17 protein-coding genes are annotated in these 24,166 nt (G+C 37.0%); 5 read left to right on the forward strand and 12 right to left on the reverse strand.

Going from position 1 to position 24,166, the window contains the following annotated elements; genetic code table 11:
* Positions 1-42 precede the first annotated feature (42 nt).
* Both BC781_RS04645 and BC781_RS04650 read left to right on the forward strand, forming a co-directional pair.
* Positions 43-1,719, forward strand: a complete 1,677-nt coding sequence (locus tag BC781_RS04645; RefSeq protein ID WP_109616055.1) for a PAS domain-containing sensor histidine kinase — start codon at positions 43-45, stop codon at positions 1,717-1,719.
* 116 nt (positions 1,720-1,835) lie between these two features.
* Complete coding sequence (locus tag BC781_RS04650; RefSeq protein ID WP_109616056.1) at positions 1,836-2,627, forward strand: DUF4919 domain-containing protein; 792 nt, start codon at positions 1,836-1,838, stop codon at positions 2,625-2,627.
* A gap of 68 nt (positions 2,628-2,695) precedes the next feature.
* On the opposite strand, the gene BC781_RS04655 is transcribed toward BC781_RS04650, so the two are convergent.
* The 5 genes from BC781_RS04655 to BC781_RS04675 all read right to left on the reverse strand — a co-directional run bounded on the left by BC781_RS04655 (position 2,696) and on the right by BC781_RS04675 (position 13,744).
* Complete coding sequence (locus tag BC781_RS04655) at positions 2,696-3,535, reverse strand: thioredoxin family protein (RefSeq protein WP_109616057.1); 840 nt, start codon at positions 3,533-3,535, stop codon at positions 2,696-2,698.
* 213 nt (positions 3,536-3,748) lie between these two features.
* The gene (locus BC781_RS04660) at positions 3,749-8,659 is read right to left on the reverse strand and encodes a DNA repair ATPase (RefSeq protein ID WP_109616058.1); all 4,911 of its coding nucleotides are present in this window, start codon (positions 8,657-8,659) and stop codon (positions 3,749-3,751) included.
* 192 nt (positions 8,660-8,851) lie between these two features.
* On the reverse strand, positions 8,852-11,041 hold the full coding sequence (locus BC781_RS04665) for a flotillin family protein (RefSeq protein ID WP_109616059.1): 2,190 nt from the start codon (positions 11,039-11,041) through the stop codon (positions 8,852-8,854).
* Positions 11,042-11,111: 70 nt separating this feature from the next.
* Complete coding sequence (locus BC781_RS04670) at positions 11,112-11,804, reverse strand: OB-fold-containig protein (RefSeq protein WP_109616060.1); 693 nt, start codon at positions 11,802-11,804, stop codon at positions 11,112-11,114.
* 365 nt (positions 11,805-12,169) lie between these two features.
* A complete protein-coding gene (locus BC781_RS04675) occupies positions 12,170-13,744 on the reverse strand; it encodes a M20/M25/M40 family metallo-hydrolase (RefSeq protein ID WP_109616061.1) in 1,575 nt (524 codons plus the stop codon).
* Between the two features lie 147 nt (positions 13,745-13,891).
* On the opposite strand from BC781_RS04675, the gene BC781_RS04680 reads away from it, so the two are divergent.
* From BC781_RS04680 to BC781_RS04690, 3 genes are all read left to right on the forward strand, one after another.
* A complete protein-coding gene (locus tag BC781_RS04680; RefSeq protein ID WP_146201621.1) occupies positions 13,892-14,665 on the forward strand; it encodes a helix-turn-helix domain-containing protein in 774 nt (257 codons plus the stop codon).
* Positions 14,666-14,707: 42 nt separating this feature from the next.
* Positions 14,708-15,253: a dihydrofolate reductase family protein gene (locus BC781_RS04685; protein ID WP_245935577.1), complete on the forward strand. Its 546-nt coding sequence runs from the start codon at positions 14,708-14,710 to the stop codon at positions 15,251-15,253.
* A gap of 118 nt (positions 15,254-15,371) precedes the next feature.
* Positions 15,372-16,268, forward strand: a complete 897-nt coding sequence (locus BC781_RS04690; protein WP_109616064.1) for an endonuclease/exonuclease/phosphatase family protein — start codon at positions 15,372-15,374, stop codon at positions 16,266-16,268.
* A gap of 12 nt (positions 16,269-16,280) precedes the next feature.
* Here the strand turns inward: BC781_RS04690 and BC781_RS04695 are convergent, their stop codons facing one another.
* From BC781_RS04695 to BC781_RS04725, 7 genes are all read right to left on the reverse strand, one after another.
* Complete coding sequence (locus BC781_RS04695; protein WP_109616065.1) at positions 16,281-17,525, reverse strand: hypothetical protein; 1,245 nt, start codon at positions 17,523-17,525, stop codon at positions 16,281-16,283.
* Between the two features lie 75 nt (positions 17,526-17,600).
* Positions 17,601-18,302: an ABC transporter ATP-binding protein gene (locus tag BC781_RS04700; protein ID WP_109616066.1), complete on the reverse strand. Its 702-nt coding sequence runs from the start codon at positions 18,300-18,302 to the stop codon at positions 17,601-17,603.
* A gap of 28 nt (positions 18,303-18,330) precedes the next feature.
* The gene (locus BC781_RS04705; protein ID WP_109616067.1) at positions 18,331-19,554 is read right to left on the reverse strand and encodes an ABC transporter permease; all 1,224 of its coding nucleotides are present in this window, start codon (positions 19,552-19,554) and stop codon (positions 18,331-18,333) included.
* Between the two features lie 4 nt (positions 19,555-19,558).
* Positions 19,559-20,797 carry an ABC transporter permease gene (locus tag BC781_RS04710; protein WP_109616068.1) on the reverse strand — a complete coding sequence of 413 codons (1,239 nt, stop codon included), beginning with the start codon at positions 20,795-20,797 and terminating at the stop codon, positions 19,559-19,561.
* Positions 20,798-20,803: 6 nt separating this feature from the next.
* Positions 20,804-21,547 carry an outer membrane lipoprotein-sorting protein gene (locus BC781_RS04715; protein WP_109616069.1) on the reverse strand — a complete coding sequence of 248 codons (744 nt, stop codon included), beginning with the start codon at positions 21,545-21,547 and terminating at the stop codon, positions 20,804-20,806.
* 78 nt (positions 21,548-21,625) lie between these two features.
* Positions 21,626-22,207 (reverse strand): TetR/AcrR family transcriptional regulator, encoded by a 582-nt coding sequence (locus tag BC781_RS04720; RefSeq protein ID WP_109616070.1) that lies wholly within the window; start codon positions 22,205-22,207, stop codon positions 21,626-21,628.
* Positions 22,208-22,570: 363 nt separating this feature from the next.
* On the reverse strand, positions 22,571-24,067 hold the full coding sequence (locus BC781_RS04725) for a T9SS type A sorting domain-containing protein (RefSeq protein ID WP_109616071.1): 1,497 nt from the start codon (positions 24,065-24,067) through the stop codon (positions 22,571-22,573).
* Between the last annotated feature and the right edge of the window lie 99 nt (positions 24,068-24,166).

Genomic DNA, 24,166 nt, shown 5'->3' on the forward strand with positions numbered 1-24,166 from the left:
ATTTCTACAATTTGAAAATCCATTACTTTTTAAATTTATTTAATGGAAAAAAGGCCAGCTGAAGATAAAGTCAACTTTTGGACTAAGCTTATTGACCCCAAGAATATTTATACCATAGAACAAAAACTCCTTATCATCATTTGTTTTGGGGCTGCTATGGGGTGCTCTTCCTATATGTTGGTTGAAATCCCATTCTTTACTTTTTCTCTTGACACTTTATACAAAATTTGGCTACCAATCAGTTATGCCTATATAACTTATCTAGCCCGATACAAAGGAAAATTTGTTGTTCCCTTTATTCTACTTCCACTTAATACCTTAAGCTTCGCAATTTATACTTGGTTTACGGAAGGTGGCCCCACGGGTATTTCTCCCATGATGTTTTTCAACTCGGTGGTAGTTTTCTCACAAGTTGTAAAACCTAAACGCTACCCAATTGTAGCAGCACTTTATATTTTAGTTACTGTATTTCTTACTTTAGACTACATTGATTATCAATCGATAAATTTCATTGCTTTAGAACTCAAAGAAAAACATCGAATTGTATTAATGATTGCAGCAACACCATTTATTGGATTTACAACTTCTGCATTTCGTTCAAGCCTAGAAGATCATCGGAAAAAAATATCTGTACAAAACCAAAGCTTAAAAGAGAGCACACAGAAATACCAAGACCTCGTAGAGTCTATTCAAGACAATGTCTTTTTAGCCACATTAGACCAAAATAGAAGGTTTACTTACCTTAGCCCTTCTGTCAAACATATTCTTGGCTACGAACAAGACGAGCTTCATTCTTTTGATGATATTTTAATTGAAAAATTCGTTTTTGGTGGATTAAATTTCAAAAGTGAAGTTGAGGTAAAAGGTAAAAATGGTCAACAACTTTTTTTAAATATTCGAATCTATAAACACATTCATGAGAATAAACTGATCGGCTATGAATGTGTCGTCCAAGATGTCACTTCTAGAGTAATTCACGAAAGGAGTTACGAGAAAACAATTAAAGAACAAAAAGAACTTAACGAGCTGAAATCTAAGTTTCTTTCAATGGTCACTCACCAATTTCGAACACCGCTTTCAGTCATTCAAACCTCTGTTGATCTTATCCGAATAAGGGTACGAAAACTGGCTATTCAAAATCTAAATATTGACAAAAATACCAATCAAATCTACCAAGCTTTAGAGCAGTTGATCAACTTGATGGATAACCTACTCACACTTAATAAAATTGAAGCAAATAAAATCAAGTTCTCGCCATCGGTCATTGACTTTCCAGAACTTGTGGAAAAAATTATTGGTCAATATAAACTTATTCAAACCAATGGACAGCAAGTAGAATTGAAAATAGAAGGTGAACCCAAACCCGTTTTGATGGATGAAAAACTCATGGAAAATGTGGTATCTAATCTCATCTCAAATGCTTTGAAATACTCAAAAGGAAAGCAAAACCCTATCTCAGAAATAATGTATGATGAGGATCAATTAGTATTCAAAGTAACAGACTATGGCATTGGTATTTCTGAGTCCGATATTCCAAACCTTTTTCAACCGTTTTTCAGAGCCAATAACACAGACCATATCAAAGGAACAGGAGTAGGTTTATCGGTGGTCAAAGAATTTGTAGATATCCACCATGGAGATATTCAAGTAGAAAGTGAAATGAATAAGCAAACGACTTTTACCCTTAAATTTCCATACTTGGAGGGGCAGAAGAATTAGATTTCTATTTATCCATAAATAAGACTATTGCTTAGAATCATTGTTAATAGTTAAATTATTATCTTGTGATAGGTATATTATTTTTTCAATTCATTATAACCTCAACACTTTTTCATATGAGATTTTTAGTTTTAGTATTTCTTCTTACTTCATTCATAAACTATGTAAAGGCTCAAGATTATATTGATTTTGATTATCATCGTGATTATCAAAATATTCTTAAAGAGTCTAAGGTTGATTCATCATCCATTAATTTCACCTCTCTTTTCAATCGATTTTTAAAAGGTGATTCAACTTTGACTAATTATGAAATGATAGCCATGCAAATTGGATACACTGATAACGAAAACTATTGGCCCTATCAAGATATTATGCCAGAAAGAGAAGTTTGGAGTTTAAATGAAGCAGGTAAATATAAAGAGGCAATTAAGACTTGTGAGCAAATTCTATTAAGTAATCCATTCAATATTCTTGCAAACCGAGAAAAAAGTTATGCATTCAAAAAATTAAACCAAGCTGATAGTGCATCCATTTACTTTGACCGTTTTGACAAAATTGTTACTAGCTACCTTTCAACAGGAAATGGAACATCATATGAAAACTCTATTTTCGTAATGTCTCCTGCTGACGGACAATGGATAATCAAACTAGCTTTCCAAAGTGGTATTTGTTATATGGGATCAGGTAGAGATGAACAAGGTTATTTTCATGATATCTTAGGTCTTAAAATGGAAGAAGATTCTGACGATTGTATAAACCTTTACTTTAATATAGCTCATGCTTCAAAAAGAATGTTTGGACCAGAGATGAGTGAAGATCTTGAATCTCTGATAGAAGAAGAGACAACTGAAGACAAAAAAATTAAAAAGAGAAAAAGAAGAAAAAACAGAAAGAAGAAAAACTCCTAGGGTTCGCTATAAAAAAAGGCAACACATTTCTGTGTTGCCTTTTTCATTTGCAATGCTCTCACATATAACTATTGTAAGAGATCTTGCTTCAATTTATCTTTCAACTCTGATTGACCTTCATATGCTTCAACCTTTTTAGCGTATAACTCTGAAGAAGATTTATCACCTGTATTCCAACAAGCCCTTGCTAAAAGATAATTAGCAAAATGCTCATTTTCACCACTAAGATTTTTAAGTTTCCCCACAGATTTTATAACTGATTTACACTGCCCTATCAGTAACTTATTGTAAATTTTTAGAAGCGCAAAATGATTCATTTTATCTTCATCTTTTGCTTTTTTTGCAATCTTCATCCCTTTCGAGAAGAACTGGTTACTTTGAGTTAAAAAAGAGCGTTGTCCCGTACTTTTTAAAGTACTTATTTTTTCAGCATATGCAGAACCTACACTCTCTATAGCTGAAAGACTTTTTTCATTATCGAAATAAGATGTTAGGGCTACGTTTATGTTCGTTACATCATTTGGGTAAGACTTCAACAAACTTTCCATCTGGCCAACAGTTCTATAACCTGTTGTATTATGAAGTTTTTCCCCCCAGGCATTTAAGATCAATATTTCTGGAATCGCCTTGACAGAATATCTTGAGGCTACAGTAGCACTTCTATCAATATCAACTTTAATTGCAATAAAATTAGCACTCACAGCTTCCACCTTTTCGTCAGACCACACCTCTCTATCCATCAATTTGCAAGGCCCACACCAATCTGCGTAGAAATCTACAATCACAAGCTTATTCTGAGCTTGCGCTAACTTTAAACCAGTCTCAAAAGAATGTACCCATTTCACAGAAGCTTGGGAAGCTAAGGATACACATAATAAAGCAGTAACAATAAGAAGTTTTCTAAACATTTTAAAAGAAAGTTATATTAAAAAATCACACAAAAAGTTACAATATAAACGTAATAAACAATTGTTAAAATACAAAATTTGAAATTAAATATTCAACTGATTTAAAGACTGTTACACCCAACCCATCACATTACCCTAGACACATAAATAAACTCTACATCTAAAAAAGGCAACACATTTCTGTGTTGCCTTATCTATTTCAATACTGAATAATTAGTTCAATAATTCATTATCCGATTGCTCTGAGAATTGCTTCAAGACTTCCTTAATTCCGCCCAAGTTTTCGGCAAACTCAGCCAAATAAAGAAGGGCTTGTGCCATTTGTTGATCTCCTCCGCCAATGCCTTTCAGCTTATTATTCTTGCGAAATGTATCACAGATTTCATCCCAACGAACAGCTTCTGTTTCAGAGATTCGATCTGTCATGGATTTGAATTTTAAAAGATTGGATTCAGCTCCTTTGGTCAAGGTCTGAGATTCTCCTTCGTAATGTGAAAGGATTAAATCTTCCAATTCTTTCTCATTCATAATCGGCATAACTTTCTCGACCATCTTGTTCATATTACGGTAAGAACCTTGCAATTTGAACGATGGCTCTGTTCGATAAGCATCTTCTTGAGCTGCCGAACGAACGTATTCTTGGTTTACTCGAAGTACGGTTTCTTGAATGCGAATCATCTTCTCCAACACCGAAAGACTTTCGTTCATTTCTTCATTGGAAATATTGCTTTCAAACTCCGCTCCTTCTCGATCTCCAGTTCGTGCAATCTTGATGAGTGTGTACAAATCTTTCTTACTTCTTGAAGTCAATTTCGACAAGACAGGATTTGAAGTTAGAGAGTTTTCGATATACGAAAGCTCAAAGGCTTCACTCGAATCACCGATAATTTCACCCAAGTTATAAGTATCTGCACGGTTGGCAAGCATATCTGGAATCTGGAATTTCGAGCCACTTTCCGTATAAGGGTTACCCGCCATTACGACACAGACTTTCTTTCCTCTGAAGTCATACGTTTTCGTTTCTCCTTTGTAAACCCCTTCAATTTTTCGTTGGGCATCACAAAGGGAAATGAATTTCTGCAAAAACTCAGGATTACAGTGCTGAATATCGTCTAGATAAATCATTACATTGTCTCCCATCTCAAAGGAAAGATTGAGTTTTTCCAACTCTTCCTTCGCTGTTGCATTTGGGGCTTCCGCAGGATCTACCGACGTCACTTGATGCCCAATGGCTGGACCATTTATTTTCATAAAAATCAATCCCAATCGGCTTGCCACATACTCCATCAAAGTTGTTTTACCATAACCCGGAGGAGAAACAAGAAGCAAAAGTCCCATACGGTCTACACGCTTTTCTTGCCCTGCCGCACCGATTTGTTTTGCCATATTATCTCCCATTAGTGGAAGATAGACCTCATCAATCAGTTTGTTTCTCACGAAAGAAGCCATCACTTTTGGCTTAAAGGATTCTAGTTTTACTTTCTTTTTGAAAGCTTCTAGAATAGATTTCTTTCGCTCTTTGAGTTCTTCAAACTGCTGAACAGTGACTTGCTGATATTTGGTCAACTTCGAGATAAACGCATGATAATCTAACAGGTATTTCCCTTCAGAAATCAAAGCGTGATCTCCAGCCATTCCTTCTAATGTAAAACGTGTAGAAGCTTGCGCTACTGATTTTACCGTAGCATTAGAAATCAGCAGATAAGCCGTTTCTGTAATAGCTGATTGGAAATTCGCTTGTTCATCTTCTGACAAAGATTTTAGAAATGCCTTCAACCATGCCTTCTGCAATTCGATTTGCTCCGCAATGCGGTCTTTTTGCATCGCTTTGGTTGTATCTGTATAAGCTTTTCTTTTCCCTATTCCATCCAACTGACGAAGGAATTGCTTTTGTAATTCCCCTGCTGCAAAAGACACAGGGAATTCTTTTCCTTCTTCAATTAGATCAAATAAGAAGCGGGCTGCCTGACGACTGTTGGCTTCATTCAATAAATGGAAAGATTGGTTAAAAGAAAGAATTAGGCTTTCCAAGTCTCGAAGTAATTCTTCATGCTCATCGGTTTTATCGAAAACTTGAAGAATCAAACCCATACCTTTGATACGGTTTGACCATGTATCTTGCTCTGCTCTACCTAAACTATTCCAGAAGATTTGTGCTAACGTACGGTCATCGGCACTGTAACGAAGTAATGCTGCTCGGTGCTGAATGTCTACCAAAGAAGCTGCGATCAGACTTGCATCGACATCGTGCACTCCTTTTACATAACCTTCTTGATATCGGCTACTCATAAACTCCTGCAACAAGGCATTTCGTTCTTTGGTCTCCATATCCATAAAGGCATTTTCAGAGATATTCAGTTTACCTGCATTCAGTTCTTCTACAAACTGATACGCCAAGTATTCTGCTCTGTACACTTCATGGTTTTCAGAAACCACAGACTGATGCCATACAGGTCTACAAGATTCTAAAGATTCGTCTTCAATTTTCTCATAGAAATTTGTACCCGACATATGATACCAAAGTGCATCGTCCTTGAAGACAATACTTGCTTCTAAGCTTTGCGTATTGACGGTAAACTGATGCTTTCCAAATTTGATCACATTGTCACCACCCACAAATAACTCTTGACGGTCTCTGAGTTGACGGACAGCATCCTCCTTGATTGTTTTTAGCTTACTTTCAAGGTCATCTGCTTTGGTCGATTCCTCAATATCGGAAAGCTGCTGTACAATATCTCTGACCTTATCCACCATCATATCTGAGGCGAAATAGGCATTGATATCATTGATCTCTTTAAAACCTTTTGCCTTTCGGTCTACGCCTTTCAAAATACGATCGGCAGCAGACATCAAAGACATCGCACGTTTATTACGAGCTTCTTGAAGCTGTGTCTTTTTTCCTTCAAAAGCATTTGCCACTTCGTCTCGTTTCTCAACCAATTCGATCAAGAACTCATCGAAGTCTGCAAATTTCCCTTCAAGCTCTTCAAGTTGAACCATGAGTTTGGTCAAGTATTCCTCACAGCGTTCGGGCGTATCACTCACGTCCAAATAATTGGAAACCGCTTGAGAAATCAACTTGAGTTGTGCTTGGAATTCCGCTTTCGCTTCAGTGCCTAAAAGGTCTTTTCGTTTCGCTTTTTGCTTGGCTTTTACATTATTTAGCTTCGCAAAAATATCTGAAACGTTATCAATAATCTGTGTAGTGTGTGTGGCATCGTCAATTTTGAGGTTAGAAACCACATCAATCAACAACTCCAAATCTGCGGAAGTCTGATCGAGAAATTCTCCAACTTCATCCACATCTACTACTTTTGTGGCTTCTTCTAACTTTTGAATGGCATCTGTCACCCTATTTTCATAAGGTGCAAGCGCATCGTCACGAAGTAAAAACTCCACACATCGCCTTGAGAGTTTTTCTACATAATCTGCAATTTGCGTCTCGAAAGCTTCGATCTGTTCCTCATCCACATAACGAATATCTTTGAGAGAAATCAATTCTCCACGCATCGCTCGCAGTTCGGTCAGATCATCAACAAACTCATCTACTCTTTCGTGTACTCTTCTGTCAATTGTTCGGAGTAATGCCGTTGCTTTTTCAGAAGATTCCTCCATGCGCTCTTTAGCATGTTTACGCATACGAGTCACCTTCTCAAATTCCTCAATCGCAGAATTTGCACTATCCTTGATGCTTTGTAGTGGTTCTTGCAAATTGAGTGCTTCTTCTTCAGCCAACCAATAATAGTTGTCCAAAGTAACAGAAGCATCACGAAGTAAATCGGAATACAAACCGTTGTAAGCATCTCCTTTTTGCGTGAGCAAAATAATCGCTCTACAATCGGACATGGCACGTACAATCTCCTTATTTCCTATTTTGAAAAGACGGCTATCTTTTTGGGCGGCATCATCGGCATTATCAGGATGAACGTAAGGTGTTTTCCAAATCTGAAGTCCGTGATTTTTCTTGGCTTCTTCATCGGTTTTGAAATACACCAATTCTCCATTTTTGAAGAAAGAATAACCATGACAAGTCACAGGTGTTTCAACCCTTCTTTCAATGACATTGTATGAAAGCAAGATATATTCACCAGTAACAGGTTCATAGAATACATACATAGTGTCTTCCCCGTTTGGAGAAACAATTCTTTTCTCAAAATGAAGATGTTCTAAGCCACTTTCAAACTCCTTGTAATCTCCTGTCTGAAGATAGTATCCATTTGAGAAAATGATTCCTTGATCTTCAGGAAGAAGTACACAGGCATCAGCAATCGCATCAATACGACGTGCTTCTTTTAGCTTATCGTTATAGACAATGTATCGCCATTTTTTCTCTTGATACGGACGAATTTTGAGAATAATCAAATTCCCCATATCTGCATAAAGGATTTCGCCATCATCCAACGATTGATCGGCTACTTCTACCTCTTCTGCATAAATTCCTTCGCCTGTTTCAGTATTATCTTCAATTTTTACGGTCAGATCACCTCCAACAGTTTCTACAAAAAGTCTGTTTTTGATGGAAACATGTGGGTGTTTTCCCATTCTATGATCTTCACGACTTACTCTACTCCAAGAGAATTCGTGCTGATCGGCTTGTTTAAGCTCACTTTCCGCATTGTTTCGAACATATTTCAGTCCTCCACCATCTACAATTTCCCATTTGAAAGCCTTGATATCTTTGATATTCTGACTCACACGGAAAATCATATACAGATTTGGTCCTTGCACCAAAAACTGCGAAAAGTAAGTATCCTTATAGTATTTGTATAATTCTTTGAAATGCTGTTCGAAAGCCTTGTCTGCTACCAATGATTGCCCATTGGCATGAAAGCTATGATCTTCCTTTCGGAAAGTGAACGTACTGAATACATCTGAAATCTGAATATCGGTACGCAAACCCAAATGTACATTGTAACCGAAGATAAAATGCTCTCCCACAGGTACCATATCTCTTGCAATACAGTTGTTTTCTGTCGTGATACGATCTGTGGCTAAGAGTTGGGTTTCAATAGCTCCAAAAACTTTCTTTCGGGTCTCATTCAATTGCTCGAGCCTCGTGCGAAGATCCTCGCCCTGAGTCTGAAGTCTTTTACGAATGATTTCGTAGGTTCCTGTTTCGAGCATTGTCGTATTTTTTGAATTGAAAAATATATATCACTATTCTTAGAGTTAGCGAAGCGATCTAAGAATCTATTCACGAGATAAAGCTTTATAAAAAAATTTCTGCGTTTTGAGTCTGAAGACTCTTGCTTTATTCATGAATTTGAAGATCACTTCGTTAACTCTTCAAATAGTCTAATCAGGTTTTACTTTTGATTAAAGAACAAAATCAGTCACACCCATTTTCTCTGCTACTTTCATAGCATTTGAAAGGATGCCTTTTGATTTGTCATCAGTACTCATGTCAGACAACTTGTTCAATGCTGCTGCAACGCTCAAGTTTTTCAAGTCTTCTGGGTTTACTCCCAACTGATCAATTACTGATTTGATATTTTCAATCACATTGCTTCCGTTACCGTTTACTGTTCCCATCAAGTCTTGAGAAAGTTGTTTTACGGTATCACTGTTATCGATGAATTTCTCAATCGAACGTCCTTTAGCAATAGAGTTCACCATCTTATCGAAGAACATTGACTCACCACCAACGATATCGATATTCGAATGCTTAAGCCCTTCGCTCATTACTGAAGCCTGTGCAGTTGCAATATCTTTTTGTGTATCGATATTTGCCAAAGCAACCTCTTTGTCTACGTTCAATTGTAGTTTGAAACGCTCCATTGATCTTGACTCTTCGTCCATTGCTTTCAGTGCATTTGCTTCTGCCTCGATACGTTGCGCTTCCACCAATGCTTTCTTCTCCATGATCGCAGCCTCTGCCATTCCTTGCTTCTCGATAGCCACAGATTTAGCTTCCATACCTTCTGCCTCAGCAATCATCTGAGATTTTGTAACCTCAGCTACTGCTTCTCCTTTCTTAATTTCAAGATCAGCATCTACTTCACCTAGTTTTCTGTTTGCTTCCGATTGAGAATCTGCTTTCAGTTTTACTGCTTCCGATTCTGCTTTCGCTTCTTCTAGAATAACTTCTGCTTTCGCCAATCCTTCTGCTTTCGTAGCTGTTGCTTTTGCTTCCAGTACTTGCGCTTCCGCCATACCTGTTGCAGCAATCTCTGCAGAAGTTGCATCTGCCAATACTTTCTTCGCTTCAGCACTTTGTGTAGCCGTTTCGAATTCTGCTTGCGCCTCAATTCTACGCTTTTCAGCAATCAACTTCGCAGACTCTTTATCTGCTTCCGCTTGCTTCAACTGACCAATCAAGCCTGATTCTGCTTTTTGCTCAGCCTCTTTGATTGCCACTGCTTTCTGACGTTCAGCCTCAGCATATGCTTGCGTATCTTTGATTTTTTCTTCTTCAGAAACTACCGCTTTTTGAACTGCTACACGCTCACGGATTACTTCTTGAATATTTCTTCTTTCTTCTTCTAGTGATTTCTCTTTTTCAATACGAGCTAACTCAACTACTCTTTCTCTTTCGTTTTCAGCTAGCTGACGCTCACGCTCAATTCTCTCGTTTTCAAGAACTTCTGTACGTTCTCTGTTTTTCTCCGCAACAAGAATCTGACGGTCTTTATTTTTCTCGACTACTTCAAGCTCTTCCTGTACTTTCAAGCGAGCTTCTTCCGATTTCTTACGCTCTTCCTGACGAGTAACTTCAGCCAAAGACTCTTCTTGTGCTCTGACAATTGCAATTTCTCTTCTTTGCTTCTCTTCCGCCTCTGCTTGCTGACGCTCCAAAGCCAAAACAACTTCTTTTGCTTCAACATCTTGTTTGGTCAATAGCTTTTTCTCCTCATTACGAATGTGGTTGGCTTGAATTTTTTGAGCAGAAGTAAGATCCGTAATCTTACGGATACCTTCAGAATCCAAGATATTATCTGGGTCAAGGTGCTCTACTTCTGTTTGCTCCAAGTAATCAATCGCACAGTCATCCAAGATATAACCATTCAAATCTGTACCGATTACGTCAATTACTTCACGCTTGAATTCTTCACGAGCGTTGTACAAATCAGCAAAATCGAATTTCTTACCTACTGTTTTCAATGCTTCAGAGAATTTAGCTTCAAAAAGAGTCATTAAAGACCCTTGATCTGAAGCACGCTCACAACCAATAGTTTGGGCTACTTGCGCAACATCTTTCACATCGTTATTTACCCTAACGAAAAAGGCTACACGGATATCTGCTCTTAGGTTGTCTTTGCAGATCAGTCCTTGCTTTGCTTCTCTTGAAATTTCAATTGTTTTCAATGAAATGTCCATGATTTCAGCCTTATGGACCACAGGCACTACAAAAATACCTTGGAAATTCACTTTCAAACCTTGCATACCTGTACGTACTAAGGCTTTTCCTTGAGGTACTTTTTTGTAGAATTGTAAGATAATTAACACTAAACCTAATAATACCGCAGAGATGATCCCTACTAGCATCAAAGAAGCTTGTAATTCCATTTGTTATAATTTTTAGACTAAGGTTATTAAAGAATGTATTTTATAAAAAAATGATATTGGTATTCAAAGATTAATACGGCTCAACGATAAAGGCCTTTTTGTTTTCGTCATAATCAATGACTAAAGCATCGGAGCCCTTTTTCAAGGTTTTTCCTTCACCCGTAACGGCATAAATTTTCTGATGATAACTTCCTGTTTGCACTTCTACCTGGCCTTTTTTATCGCCTCTAACTTCCAGAATGACCGTACATTTGTTCCCGATCACATTGGTATCTTCTTCCATTTTTAGTTGATTGAAAAATTTACTCAACGGAAAAACGATAATTTTTGTAAAGGTCAGACCAATCAAAAATACAGGCACAAAAAGTAAAGCTGCAACAGTCCATGACGTATTCTCCAAATAGTGATTCCCTAACACAGAACCTACCCACATAAAGGCAAAAAGAAAGGTCAGAATAGCCATAAGTGGCACTTGCCCGATATGGAAAAATTGCAATATCTGAACAAATGCACTTGGAGCAGATGCAGTGGTTTGAGCTTCTGCTTTCACCTCAACTTCAAGCTCTGCCTCGGCTTCAATCTCCACACCACTTACACCACCTTCCATATCAACATCTGCCTCTACATCAGCATCCATATCAACGTCAAATGCATCGATATCGAAAATACCGAGAAAAGTCAGCATCCAATAAAGAAGTGAAAAAGCCACTAAAATAGTGTACGGTAAATTAATTGGTTGTAGTGCTTCGATCAGAAATTCCATAGTGTAGTTGTTGGTTTTAATTTCTTAAAAAATCACAAAAATTATATACGATAAAAAATATTAAAAGTTGGAAAAGCAATTAAATAAATTCTCAATTGATATAAAATTAAGTGCTCAGATATCATTCTTCAAATCCTTAATATTATATCTTGAAGAATTAAAGCATTCAAATTTTTGCTTATATCAATGAATTAGAAAAACTCAAAAGAGTTCTCGTCCCATTTTTCAAAAAACAGTTAGAAACCGATACTAAAAAAGGTTTTGAATCGATGAATCAAAAGTTGAAAGAAATTTCCGAACGTTTATAAAAAAGAATAGGCTTACAAGATGATTGTAAGCCTATTTTTGTTTATCTATTTTAAGATTTATTCATTAGCCAAATCCCAAATATTAAGGTAGCTCAACTTTGTGATTTCAGCAGCTTTATCCATCATTATTTTATCTGAATGATCTGAAACTTGGTGATAGTCTTCATGTCCGCCAGTGTGATACCAGAAATACGGGATTCCTTCCTTATCAAAGTTTACATTATCTGAACCTCCTGCTTCACCCATTTTAGTTTTACCGTCAAACATCTCTAAATTAATGTTGAAATCAGCTATATTTCTCTCATTCTTATCCCAAATAGAAGCCATTTCGGCTGTATAAATAAAGCTTACTTGGTTGTCTTTACTATGCCAGTCACCTCGTCTTCCAATCATGTCAAAATTGAGATAAACATTGATATTTTCTTTTTGCTCATAAGTTCTCAGAAAATGTTTAGAACCGTGTAAACCTTTCTCTTCGGCTGTCCAAGAAGCAAAAAGAATGGTTTTCTTCGGTTTTACACCTGTTGCTTTTGCAGCTTTCGCAATTCCTAGAATAGCAGCCACACCAGAAGCATTATCATCTGCGCCATTCCAAACATAACCATCTCGTTTTCCTAAATGATCATAGTGTGCACCTACCATTACAACAGAATCAGGTTCTTCCTCACCTGTAATTTTAGCCAATACATTTCGAACTCGTTTACGTTCTACTTCAGAATTTGCTTTAAAAGCTGCTTTCTCGGCTTTCAACGTAATTTGTGAAGCTTTTCCAGATTGCAGTGCATTATGATAAGTCTCCAAATCTTTTTGATCTAAAAGCGAAGCCATCAAATACGCACCACCCATAAATACAGGTGCAATTTTGCTGACTTTATTGATCGGGCTGTAAAGTTGGGTCTCATAGAAAGAGGAAAGAGGCTCATCACCTTCGTAGTATTTTCTGTTATCTCTGAATGGAAAGTTTGAAGATTGTTTAGGCAGTGCAGAATTCGGATCAATCTCTATAACAGCCAAAGCTCCCATTTCTTCAGCTAATTTTGATTTTAACAGATGAAGTTGCTTTGCTGGCAATTCTTTAAATGATTTTCCTAATTCACCTTTCGTAGGCGCTCCTTTCAAACGAACCCAAATTTTTCCTTTGACAGATTGTTTAGCAAAGTCATCATAGTTCAATGAATCAACGGCTAAACCATAGCCTACAAAAACCAAATCTCCTTTACCTTTAATGCTTGTTGGAGCTGCTTTTACTTCAAAATCGGTATGGTAAGCAAAACTATATTCTTGTCCTGCAGAGGTGATGGATAAGGATTGTTTTTTAGCAGCCTTGTACTCCAACACATCAAAAGATTGGAAAAAGGTTGGCTTTCCGTTTATGATATCGCCAGCGGGTTCTAAACCCATAAATTCAAAAAGACTTGCAATATATTCGGCAGCTCTGTAGGCTCCTGGTCTTCCAGCTTCTCGCCCTTCCATCCAGTCAGATGCAAGGTGAGTGAGTGTAGAATTAATTGTGGCTTCATCAATTGCTGCAAGTCCTTTTTCTTTAGGTGTTTGTGCATGTGCGTTGGTAATTGTGAAGCAAGTGAAAATGAAGAGAAGTTTGTAAATAGTTTTCATTGTAATCGATTGCATTGGTTGTTTTGACAAAAATCGCCAATTCAATTGCAAGCATCTCCTAATCTGTCGTTAATAAACACTAAGCTTTTTCACCCCAAAACATTCGATAGAGTTTTATTGATAAAGCCTATATTTGTCTTCACACTAAGCCTTACTTCTCTGTTGATAAAGCAAACTTCATATTCGCCGAGTTTTCCCCTAAATCAATTTGTAGATACCATTTGGTATGCTAACGCAACTTCTTTTGAAGTTCAGTCAAAGCACTATGCACCATTATTTACAGAATTGATTTTCAATTATGGTGATCAATTTGAAGTTGAGGGGCAACATGTAGATAACTTGAAAACAGCAAATGAACATCTTATTCTTTCTGGGCTGAAAACACAACCTTTCCAAACCAAAGTAACAGGCAAATACAATAGTGTTGGTCTAATTCTAAAACCTTATTGTTACGGTATTCTTGCACATAAACTTGGGACAAACGAATTGGATGAACTATCTGATAAGCTTCAGTACGAATTTTTTGAGAAAGAATTTGTAGACTTTCAAGTCATTGAACAGCATATTATGTTGTTGTTTAAAGACGAAAGCATTGACCCCGTCCTGAATCACTTCGAGAACTATTTTTCAAATCATTTTATAGAAAAAGGAAGTTTAGCCACCTTCAACTCAAGTATTTCTCTTTCTCAAAAAAGTTTTATTCAGAAGTTTAAAAAGCATTATTTACTTACTCCTACCAATTATCTGAAGCTAAAAAGAGTCAATCATGCCATTCAACTGTTGGAAAATTCTCAATCTTCAAAACTTATTGAGGTAGGGCTAGATGCAGGCTTTTACGATCAGTCTCATTTCATCAAACTTTTTAAACAATTTAGTGGCTATACTCCTAAAGACTTTCTCAAAAATCAGAAGGTAAATTCTGTACAATTTTTATAATTTTTACTTTTCTACTTTTGTGAAAGCACTAAAAAGTAAAAGATGATGGAAAAGAGAAATGTGGTGTATATCGCCAAAAGTTTGGATGGTTATATCGCTGATAAAGACGGCGGATTAGATTGGTTACACACAATTCCGAATCCAGATAATTCAGATATGGGATTTATGGATTTCATTTCGCAAATAGATGCGCTTGTAATGGGGCGAAATACTTTTGAAGTTGTTTGTGGCTTTGGAGGAGAATGGCCTTATCCATGTCCTGTATTTGTGATTAGTAATTCTTTGCAAGAAATTCCAGAAGCTTATAAAGCTAAGGCAGAACTCGTAAAAGGAAGTGTTTCTGAAGTTTTAGCACATATTCATTCTAAAGGACATTCTAAGCTTTATATCGATGGAGGGAAAACAATACAGAGTTTTCTAAAAGAAGATTTGATTGATGATCTGATTATTTCTACCATTCCTGTTTTACTTGGAGGAGGAGCGTCATTATTTGGAGAACTGCCACAGACTTTAGCTTTTGAACACGTCGATTCAAAAGTGCTTTTGGGACAGATTACTCAAGATCATTACAAGAGAAAAAGAGATTAAATCATACACTTTTACCATTAGAGAAAGACTAGAATATTCAGTCCAATGATTGATACTTTAGTCTTTCTTACTTTTCTATTGATGACATTTTTTGAACAGAGAAGTGTTATTATGTAACATGCACGGTAAAATTAACTATGATCGGAAAGATTTTTTGATGGGACCATATGTACCCGAAGAATTGACTGGGAGTTCCTCATACCTTGATGTCGTTTCTTGGAATATCAGAGATTTTACAAAATTTGATGCAGAACGCATCGGACTTGTCGCCTCTATTATTCAAGAAATACAAGCTGATATTTTTGTCTTTCAAGAAGTTAATCCTGTTGCTTTAGATCCTGTTATCGAACTTCTTTCAAAAGCTGAAATTGGGCATTATCAAGTTGAATACGGCGATTCGGGTGAAAACCTTAGACTAGCCCTGATGTACAATATCAATAAAATCAGTCTGCTCACACCTACGGAAGAACTTTTCAAAGACGAAAATCTAACTACTGAAAATGGTATTGCTGTTTTCCCAAGATTACCTCTCAAAGGCTACTTCAAAGCTCGATTGAAAAGAAAAGATGCGATTAACTTTGAGCTTGTGGGTATCCATTTAAAGTCGCAACGAGGCAAATCAAAAGGTGTTCACCAACGTAAAATGGCAGCCGAACGCTTATCTGAATGGGCTCTGAATGAAGCTAAAGACGAAGACGTATTGATTATTGGCGATTGGAATGCGAGTTACGAGAAAAGAGAATGGGACTGTTTGAAAGAACTCGAATCTAAAGGTCGATTACGACTCGGAAGTATAAATTATCTTACAGAAAACAGTCATCTCTACAAAAAAGACGGCGACCGTTTAGATTTTGCAGTACTCACTTCTGAATTAGGAAAAGCATTGGCTTCAAAAGCTAGAGTTATCCGATGGAATGATTTGGATAATGAACTTTCAAAACAACAAGCCAAACAAAAAATCAGTGACCACTTCCCCATTCTAATTCGTTTTTTCTGGATTGATTCAGACCGCTAACCCCAACAAACATCAATAACTCCATTTCAGACGCCAAAACACTAATCCTCCAAATTCTCCACTTGGAGCAAAAACAGAACCTTCGGGGCCTCCAAATAATTGAGCGGTAAGCAGTAATTCTAAATTATCGGTTAAAGAAATTGTTTCTTGTGGCCCAATGTACCACGAACCATCAGAATTTATCAATCCACTGACTCCCGAAGTAAACAAGGGTGTGACTTGCATGGAAGCACCCAACAATTGGGAGTAATGAGTATATGTTAAGGTTTTGGCTGTAACTGGAGCGATCAAGAACCCACCATTCAATCCTTCCAAACCAGAGATATCAATTGGATTGGTATTAAAGATACTCTCTGCCATCAAATTTAAGGTATTGGGGAATGTATAATCCGCTGAAAGAACCGCTATAAAAGTTGGCGTTTCATCTCCTTTATAAGGATGAAAATAAGTCATTTCACCTTTAAAACTTGCCCCTTTAATCTCACCAGACCAACCCGCACCAACTACTAAGTCAGTAAATGATTTCCCTGCCAAAGCTTGAAAATCGTATTCCCATTTATTGAATCGGAAAAGCCCTGCCATGGTTATCTCATCAAAGTCATCGGAAATAGAAGAGGCAAATTCTATGGAAGACGTTTCGCCTAAATATTGACGGATTAAAACCGCATCTGTTCCTGCTCTTTCTTCATAATCGAAATCAAAATAAGCATAAGCATTAAAAATATCATTGGGATTCCACGCACTCGCTATTCCCCAATTGATACGCTGTCTACCTACTCGAACTTGCGTACTTCCATTTTCCCAATTCAAATACAATCGGTCAAGTGTTGTATTGATAAGATAAGAATCACCTTTTCCCCATGTCCATGACATATTGATCAACCCTTGGTCGGGAATGTACAATCGCTCATACAAATCGGGGGTAAAAGCATTGATTGTTTCCCCATAAAACATTCGATTTCGAGCACTTGCAGTAAAAGTCAATTGATTTGAAATCGTCCATTCCAGATTCATGCGGTTATGAATCAAGTTGTCTGTTAGCCACTGCCCATCTTCAAGCATAGCCCCCGATGGCAAAGGCGTATTACTCAAATCAGAAATATTAACCGTCTGAAGGTATTTCAAATAGCCCCCGAATTGAAGTTTCTTTGGTTCATCGAAGCTGTACATATCTGCATAATCATCTTCTTGTGCAAAGACAGAAGTGATATTTAGAATGCTTAGCCCGATGAAGATTAGGTATAGTTTTTTAGTCATTTGTTAGGTATAAAATATGATGCTTGAACTCCCCCCTTAATCCACTCCAAGAAGGGGGAAAAGGGGAGTGTCATTCTATTTTTCAGAACTCACTTCTCTTCTAATATCATCTTTAATCTGCCCATCTTCAAATACAATTACTCGATGCGCCTTGTCAATCACACGCTGATCATGTGTAGAAAAAATAAAGGTAGTATGCTCACCTTGATTGAGTCTTTCCATAATATCTAAAAGGTCGGCTGTAGATTTTGAATCTAGATTGGCTGTCGGTTCATCGGCTAATACAAACTTTGGTTTTGAGGCCAAAGCTCTTGCTACTGCTACTCTTTGCTGCTGCCCTCCAGAAAGTTTGGTTGGTCTTTTATGTAGTTGATCTGCTAAACCAACCGATGCAAGAAGGCTTGTCGCACGTTCTTCACATTCTTTTTTACTACGCCCTTGAAGTTGCATGATGAACTCTACATTCTCTTTGGCTGTGAGTACAGGAAGTAAGCTATAATCTTGAAAAACAAAACCAATATGATCTCTTCGGAAAGCTATCAATTCGGAAGCAGACAACTTAGATATATCTTTTCCATCAATTAAAATTTGTCCACTTGTCGGATTGTCCAAACCTCCGATCAGATTCAGCATTGTTGTTTTACCCGAACCTGAAGGCCCTACAATTGCAGTAAATTCACCTTGCTTGAATTCAATGCTTACTTCATTGACTGCTTTTACAGGAATGGTATCTGGATTATATATTTTATTGAGTTGATTTATTTTTATGATACTCATGGTTGTTCTGTTTTGAATGGTAAATGAATTAGTGTGTTCGGATAGCTTCTACAGGCTTTAGTTTTATTGCTTTAATTGCTGGATAAATAGCCGAAATCAATGCTGTAGCGATAATGGCTAGCGTAATTCCAAAAATAGTTTCTGGACTTAAAGACGGCCTTACAATCGTATCAAAACCAAAACTTGCCATTCCTTCACCAAAAATACTGAGGTCTATTCCTGTATAATGGAAATAGCTTGTACTCAATAGTCCTAAACCAAGACCAATCAGTCCGCCAATTCCTGTAAGAAAAAGCGTTTCTAAAATCACCATTTTTACGATTCTGATCTTCTTCATTCCCACAGCCATGAGCGTTCCTATTTCCCTTGTTCGTTCGAAAACGGCCATGAGCATGGTGTTCATAATTCCGAAAGTAACGCCCATCATAAAAATCATAATAATGATTGCGTTGGTGAAACCCATAGATTCTGCAAAAACGGCTAGTTCGGGCTGTGCTTCTTTCCATGTTTCTACCAAATCATCAGAAGAAACAAAATGCTCAATTTTAGCTTTCATGGCAGGAACTTGCTTCATGTCTTTCAGCATGATCGCTATTTCATGAATGCCATCCACTTTAAGTAATTCTTCCAAATCATGTTGTCTGACAAAAACATTTCCTTCATCAAACGCTTGAGATGCCGTTTGAAAAATCCCGACTACTTTGAATTGCATCCCGACAAGTTCGTTGTCTTTATCTTGCATGGTCAGAATTAACTTTGAGCGAATTTTCAGCTTTAATTTATCGGCCAATCTTTTACTAATCACTACTGGCTTTTGCCTTCTTCGCATTTTTGTATCGAAGTAGTCTCCATCAATAATATTTTCAGCTATTCCAGAAAAATTTCGTTCTGTTTCTGTATTCACGCCATTGATTTGTACACCTAAACTATTGTGTGCTGAAGCTGCTACTCCTGTTGAAATCACTCTCTCAGATATAGCAACAACTTCTTCTTGCTGTTTGAGTTTTTCGATCAACGGATCCGCATCTTTTATCTGATATTTGATTTCTTTCGACTGTAAAAAAGTCTTCTGATGAATCTGAATATGTGCAGAACTGTTTTTGATGCCATTCAGAATTGACTGTTGCATCATCCCTTCAATAAAGGCTATACCGAGTGCGGTTAAGGTTATACCAACGGCTACCGCTGTAATGATGACACTACTACGTGTTTTGTTTCGCCAAACATTTCTCCATGATAATACTGCTAACATAATTTTATCCTTTTAGGGCTTCCGCCACACGTAGTTGAACAATTTTATAGAAAGGGTAAGAAAGAGAAAGCATCACAATCGTGAAAATAATGATGACTTGAATCAGAACGACACCAAAGTCTAAGATTGTTGGAATTAAAGGATCCATTCCCATCAACTCCATTTGCTTTGCAGCTTCTCCAGTCAATTCGATTGGATTCACAAAGAAATGATGAACCAATGGAATACTTACAGCTAACGAAATACCTAAACCAAGAACAGCTAAGATCAAAGACTCTATAGTCACTAGTTCTGCCAGTTTCCATTTTGACATTCCGACACCAACCAAAACACCAAATTCTTTTCCTCTTTCCATGGTCATCATCATCAGTGTTCCATAAATTCCGAAAGCAATAATGATATACAGAATCCCGACCATGACAATTCCACCTATATCATCAAACTCTAAACTTTGTACCATATCGGGAGCTAGTTCTGCCCAATTCATCACTTCAACATCCGCTCCGAAGCTCGATTTCAGATGCTCTTGAAAAGTCAAAAGGTCTTTTGAAACCTTTAAGCCTTGTGGTTTCACATCCAAATCCAACAAATATGCAGAGACTAAACCATAGGCAGAAAATAATTCTTGTGCTTGCTCTAGGGGTAAATAAACTGCCATTCTGTTCAGTTCGGGATTGCTCAGTTTAAGAATTCCTTCAATTGGATATTTCCCTGCCGCCTGTTGTGCATGATAACCACTTCCCCAAAGTACAAGTGTATCACCTATTCCCATCTGAAGATAGTCGGCCAAACCTTGAGCAATCATTACACCTTGACTATTCGAGTCTAGAAACTTTCCTTCGACAATTCTTTCATCTAATTCTGTGAAGTTTCGTTCTTTTTCTGGTTCAATTCCTGTGACGAAGGAAGCTTGTGTCGTTTTCTCGGAAACCGAAAGGGCAAAAGCGTCCAGCCGAGGAATGATTTGCCGAACTTCTTGATATGCCTTCAGCTTCTTTTCTTGTTCTTCACTTTGAGGCATCAACTCATTGATCGATTTATCTTTCCAGTATCCTTCTTTGTGAAGCTGAATATGTCCCATTTGTTCAATCGTGACTTTTGCCATATTGTATTGCCCGCCTTTTTGAAGACTTCGCATAAATACAGACAGAATCACGGCCATACAAATTGAGGCTACACTGATAATTGTTCGACGACGGTTTCTCCATACATTCCGCCAAGCCATTTTTGCAATTAAACTCATGGTCGCTTATCTAATTTTTTTCATGTTCTGTTGAGAAAAGAAACTTTCTTTCATAGGTACATTGTATTGTGCCGTTCGGGTATAAATCTCTGTTCTGTTCTCGGGTTCATCGGCAGGTTGCATCACTAGCTTACAAGGAATTTCTCGATCATCCATTTTCTTTATATCAAAAGATGTCATTGTATTCACCAAATACTCATCTTCGTCATAATATTCTGCTTTCCGTTGGTTATACAAATCTTTACTAACCCAAAGAATTACTTTTCCCCAAACCACCGTAGCATCTTCAGTCGGGATCAGCTCTATTTTCCAACATGTTTTTCCATCTATTTCCTCTTCTCCAAGAATCTTCTTGTGATAATCATGAACAATTGAAGACTGCTTTAGTAAATCATCATTCGTAAAATCAGAACCCATCCAAGACTGCCCCATCATTGAAGCACTTATTTTTACTGTTTTTTCAATAGAAGGAATCCAGTTCCACATTTCGTTATTGCGTTTCAAAGAAGTAGTTCCTTTGTCTTTGGCTGGCGCTTCTACATACATCAAGAAAAATTCTTCTCCCAAAGACCAACTTTTCATGGTCATTTCCCTAGTCCAAGTAGGTCTGATAATTTTCATGGTCATGATAGAACGGCTAGTCTTACCTCGGTTTTTCTCATCCGATTTCTTTACTATTTCTTCAACATCTTGTGCATATGCTTGAAAGCAAAACACACTAAACAATAGGCTTATAAGGATTCTTTTCATTGCATTCACATCTTTTGGTTGAACGGTTGGTCATAAATAATTTCAAAAAAAACACAGCAAAATACTGTGCAAAAATTTCTAGGTCCTGTATCGATTTATATAATGCATCAATACTCTTTGTAATTGAAATTCCTCATTAGGAGAATACAGAAACATGGCAAAAGCACCAAACATCTGCGCTACAAAACTACTGGTTTCCAATAAAGGATCTTCAACTCCCAATTCTTCAAAGATTTGGTAGAAAGTCATCTGAACTCTGCCCAAATGTGCTACTACATGTTCTTCTTTGAAGAAAGACGCATCGGCTTGCAAAGAGAAATTGAAATAGATGCGCCACTCTCGTGTATTTTCCATCACAACCTCAGAAAACTCTTTACAAAGCTGTTCTAAACGTTCGAAAGCAGGTAAACCCATAGGTTCTACTTTGTCAAAAATTTCCTTTTCTTTGCCAATTGCATAAATCAAAAGTTCGTTTAATAATTCTTCTTTACTTTTGAAATAATGATACAAAGAGCCTTTTGCTATCCCTGCTTCTTTGGCAATGGTGCTAATTGAAGTATTCAAATATCCCTTCTCTGCAAATAGGCTAGCTGCGGTATCTAGAATGAGCTTCCTACTTTGCTCCCTTATCTCTTCAAATTGCTCTTTCGTTTTTGGCATAAAATCATTTTTGACTGAACGATTGGTCGAATATCTTTTTTTTCAAGGAAAATGTCAAGCATTTAAATATAAAAAGGCTGAAAAAACTTTTGAGATGTAAGATTTTAAGTACTAGGATATATTTTTTCGAGATAAAACTTAACTGTTCTTAGAGTTACTCTAAGAACTCATAAATGGAAACCAGAGTCTTCAGACTCGAAAAATCTGCTAAAATGTCGAGTCTGAAGACTCTAACTCTCATCAATCAAACCTTAGATAGCTTCACAAATTCTAAGGATAGTATTTCCCGTTTTCTTATGCCTAGTACTTATTCCTTTTAAATACACTGGAGTTTTAATTCCAGTGTATTCACACGCCCTACTATTAAAACACAATCTTCATTATTTCATGCCCATTATCTGTGATTAATTTCAGATAATAAATCCCTTTTGAGACATTAGCTTCTGCCAGATCGAAATCAAAGTGGTGAATTCCTGCTGAGACTTCATCATAAGAATTCTCAAAAACCAATTTACCCAGACCATCAAAAACTTGAATACTGATAGCTGTTTCTACTTTGAGATTCATTTCAATATTAAAGTAGCCATCATCTGAAGGATTTGGATAGACTACATAATTTTCTACAGTTAGATCAGTTCCTCTTTCGTCTATAAATAGTTGGTTTCTTGAATTGGAGGCAGAAAGAGAAGGATAAACCAAATTCGGAAAGTTATTGGCAAAAGATCGAGTTGCTTCATAAATCTTAGCAGATTTCCCAAAACCATCATCTTCAGTGCCATTCCTCCAAGCTGTGATACCAGCAAAACCATTTGTCTTTACCTTGTTGTAAACATCTTTAAGTTTTACATTAAAATCACAGGCTCCTCCAGGACTCGTACAAGTACAACCACAAGTATTGTTTGGTAAATCTGTTCCCGGAAATTCTCCAATTACAATTGGCTTATTTACATTCGGATACAAAGCACTTGCTTGTTCCCCAAAAGGTGCGCCCGTACTTTGCCACTGATACCAGTGCATTGAGTAAAAATCTAAATACGCTCCTCCATGATTGTATTGAGCTTTTAGGGCACTACCTGTATAATTGTCTCCGTCATGATTTACACCATAATTGTTATATCGGCTACTATTATAGATAATCCATTTTGAGCCAACTGTGGTGAGATTTTTATAGTTTGAAGCGGTATGAATTTTTGCCGCACATCTCGCGATAAATCGGATGGTATTATTTCGGTTGATTGTCCCGTCTACAAGGTTATTTTGATTCTCCCACATATGCTCTGGCTCATTGATGATATCATAGCCTAATACGTAAGGATTATTTTTATAACGTGCGACAACAGGACCTAAAAAGTTATCAACATAACTCGTTAATTTGTTGGTATCTCTGATCACATTTCGATGCAAAGTATATTTTGTACTTCCGGGCTGTCCATTTCCTGCTTTCAAAACCATGTCAAACGACCACATCGTTAAGATCACGTAGATATTTCGCTTTTGAGCCTCATTGAGTACAGCATCCAAATGACTATAAAATCGGGATGAAGGACTGAGTACATAACCATTATTATCATATTGGGGAGTGTTATTTCCTCTTCCATGTACCCAAATGCGAACACAGTTTACCTTGTTGTTCTGCATCTTCAGAAATTCATCTTGCCAAAAGCTCAAACTGAAATGATCGGTGTCCAAGAAATCAATTCTGTAATAAGGGTCATTTTGCCAAGGGCTATTAATTCCATTTAAGAAAATCTTTCGGTTATTCACCCGAAATTCATTTCCATTTACTGTGATTCTTTGTGCTAAGGTTGTATTGAGTAACAAAGTACATATGCCTAGCGTAAGCAGTACTATTTTTTTCATTGTGTTTTACTTTTGTAAAAAGTGATAAGTTTAATCTGTTTTTAAATACGCTACTCACGTCTGAGTTGTATTCAAGAACGGTTCTTGGGGTACCTTACT

This window comes from Sediminitomix flava, assembly GCF_003149185.1.
Taxonomy (GTDB): Bacteria; Bacteroidota; Bacteroidia; order Cytophagales; family Flammeovirgaceae; genus Sediminitomix; species Sediminitomix flava.

Excerpts from the sequence above, each read along its gene's own strand:
- BC781_RS04645 (WP_109616055.1), top strand. The coding sequence starts at position 43 with ATGGAAAAAAGGCCAGCTGAAGATAAAGTCAACTTTTGGACTAAGCTT.
- BC781_RS04650 (WP_109616056.1), top strand. The coding sequence starts at position 1,836 with ATGAGATTTTTAGTTTTAGTATTTCTTCTTACTTCATTCATAAACTAT.
- BC781_RS04655 (WP_109616057.1), bottom strand. The coding sequence starts at position 3,535 with ATGTTTAGAAAACTTCTTATTGTTACTGCTTTATTATGTGTATCCTTA.
- BC781_RS04660 (WP_109616058.1), bottom strand. The coding sequence starts at position 8,659 with ATGCTCGAAACAGGAACCTACGAAATCATTCGTAAAAGACTTCAGACT.
- BC781_RS04665 (WP_109616059.1), bottom strand. The coding sequence starts at position 11,041 with ATGGAATTACAAGCTTCTTTGATGCTAGTAGGGATCATCTCTGCGGTA.
- BC781_RS04670 (WP_109616060.1), bottom strand. The coding sequence starts at position 11,804 with ATGGAATTTCTGATCGAAGCACTACAACCAATTAATTTACCGTACACT.
- BC781_RS04675 (WP_109616061.1), bottom strand. The coding sequence starts at position 13,744 with ATGCAATCGATTACAATGAAAACTATTTACAAACTTCTCTTCATTTTC.
- BC781_RS04685 (WP_245935577.1), top strand. The coding sequence starts at position 14,708 with ATGATGGAAAAGAGAAATGTGGTGTATATCGCCAAAAGTTTGGATGGT.
- BC781_RS04690 (WP_109616064.1), top strand. The coding sequence starts at position 15,372 with ATGCACGGTAAAATTAACTATGATCGGAAAGATTTTTTGATGGGACCA.
- BC781_RS04695 (WP_109616065.1), bottom strand. The coding sequence starts at position 17,525 with ATGACTAAAAAACTATACCTAATCTTCATCGGGCTAAGCATTCTAAAT.
- BC781_RS04700 (WP_109616066.1), bottom strand. The coding sequence starts at position 18,302 with ATGAGTATCATAAAAATAAATCAACTCAATAAAATATATAATCCAGAT.
- BC781_RS04705 (WP_109616067.1), bottom strand. The coding sequence starts at position 19,554 with ATGTTAGCAGTATTATCATGGAGAAATGTTTGGCGAAACAAAACACGT.
- BC781_RS04710 (WP_109616068.1), bottom strand. The coding sequence starts at position 20,797 with ATGAGTTTAATTGCAAAAATGGCTTGGCGGAATGTATGGAGAAACCGT.
- BC781_RS04715 (WP_109616069.1), bottom strand. The coding sequence starts at position 21,547 with ATGAAAAGAATCCTTATAAGCCTATTGTTTAGTGTGTTTTGCTTTCAA.
- BC781_RS04720 (WP_109616070.1), bottom strand. The coding sequence starts at position 22,207 with ATGCCAAAAACGAAAGAGCAATTTGAAGAGATAAGGGAGCAAAGTAGG.
- BC781_RS04725 (WP_109616071.1), bottom strand. The coding sequence starts at position 24,067 with ATGAAAAAAATAGTACTGCTTACGCTAGGCATATGTACTTTGTTACTC.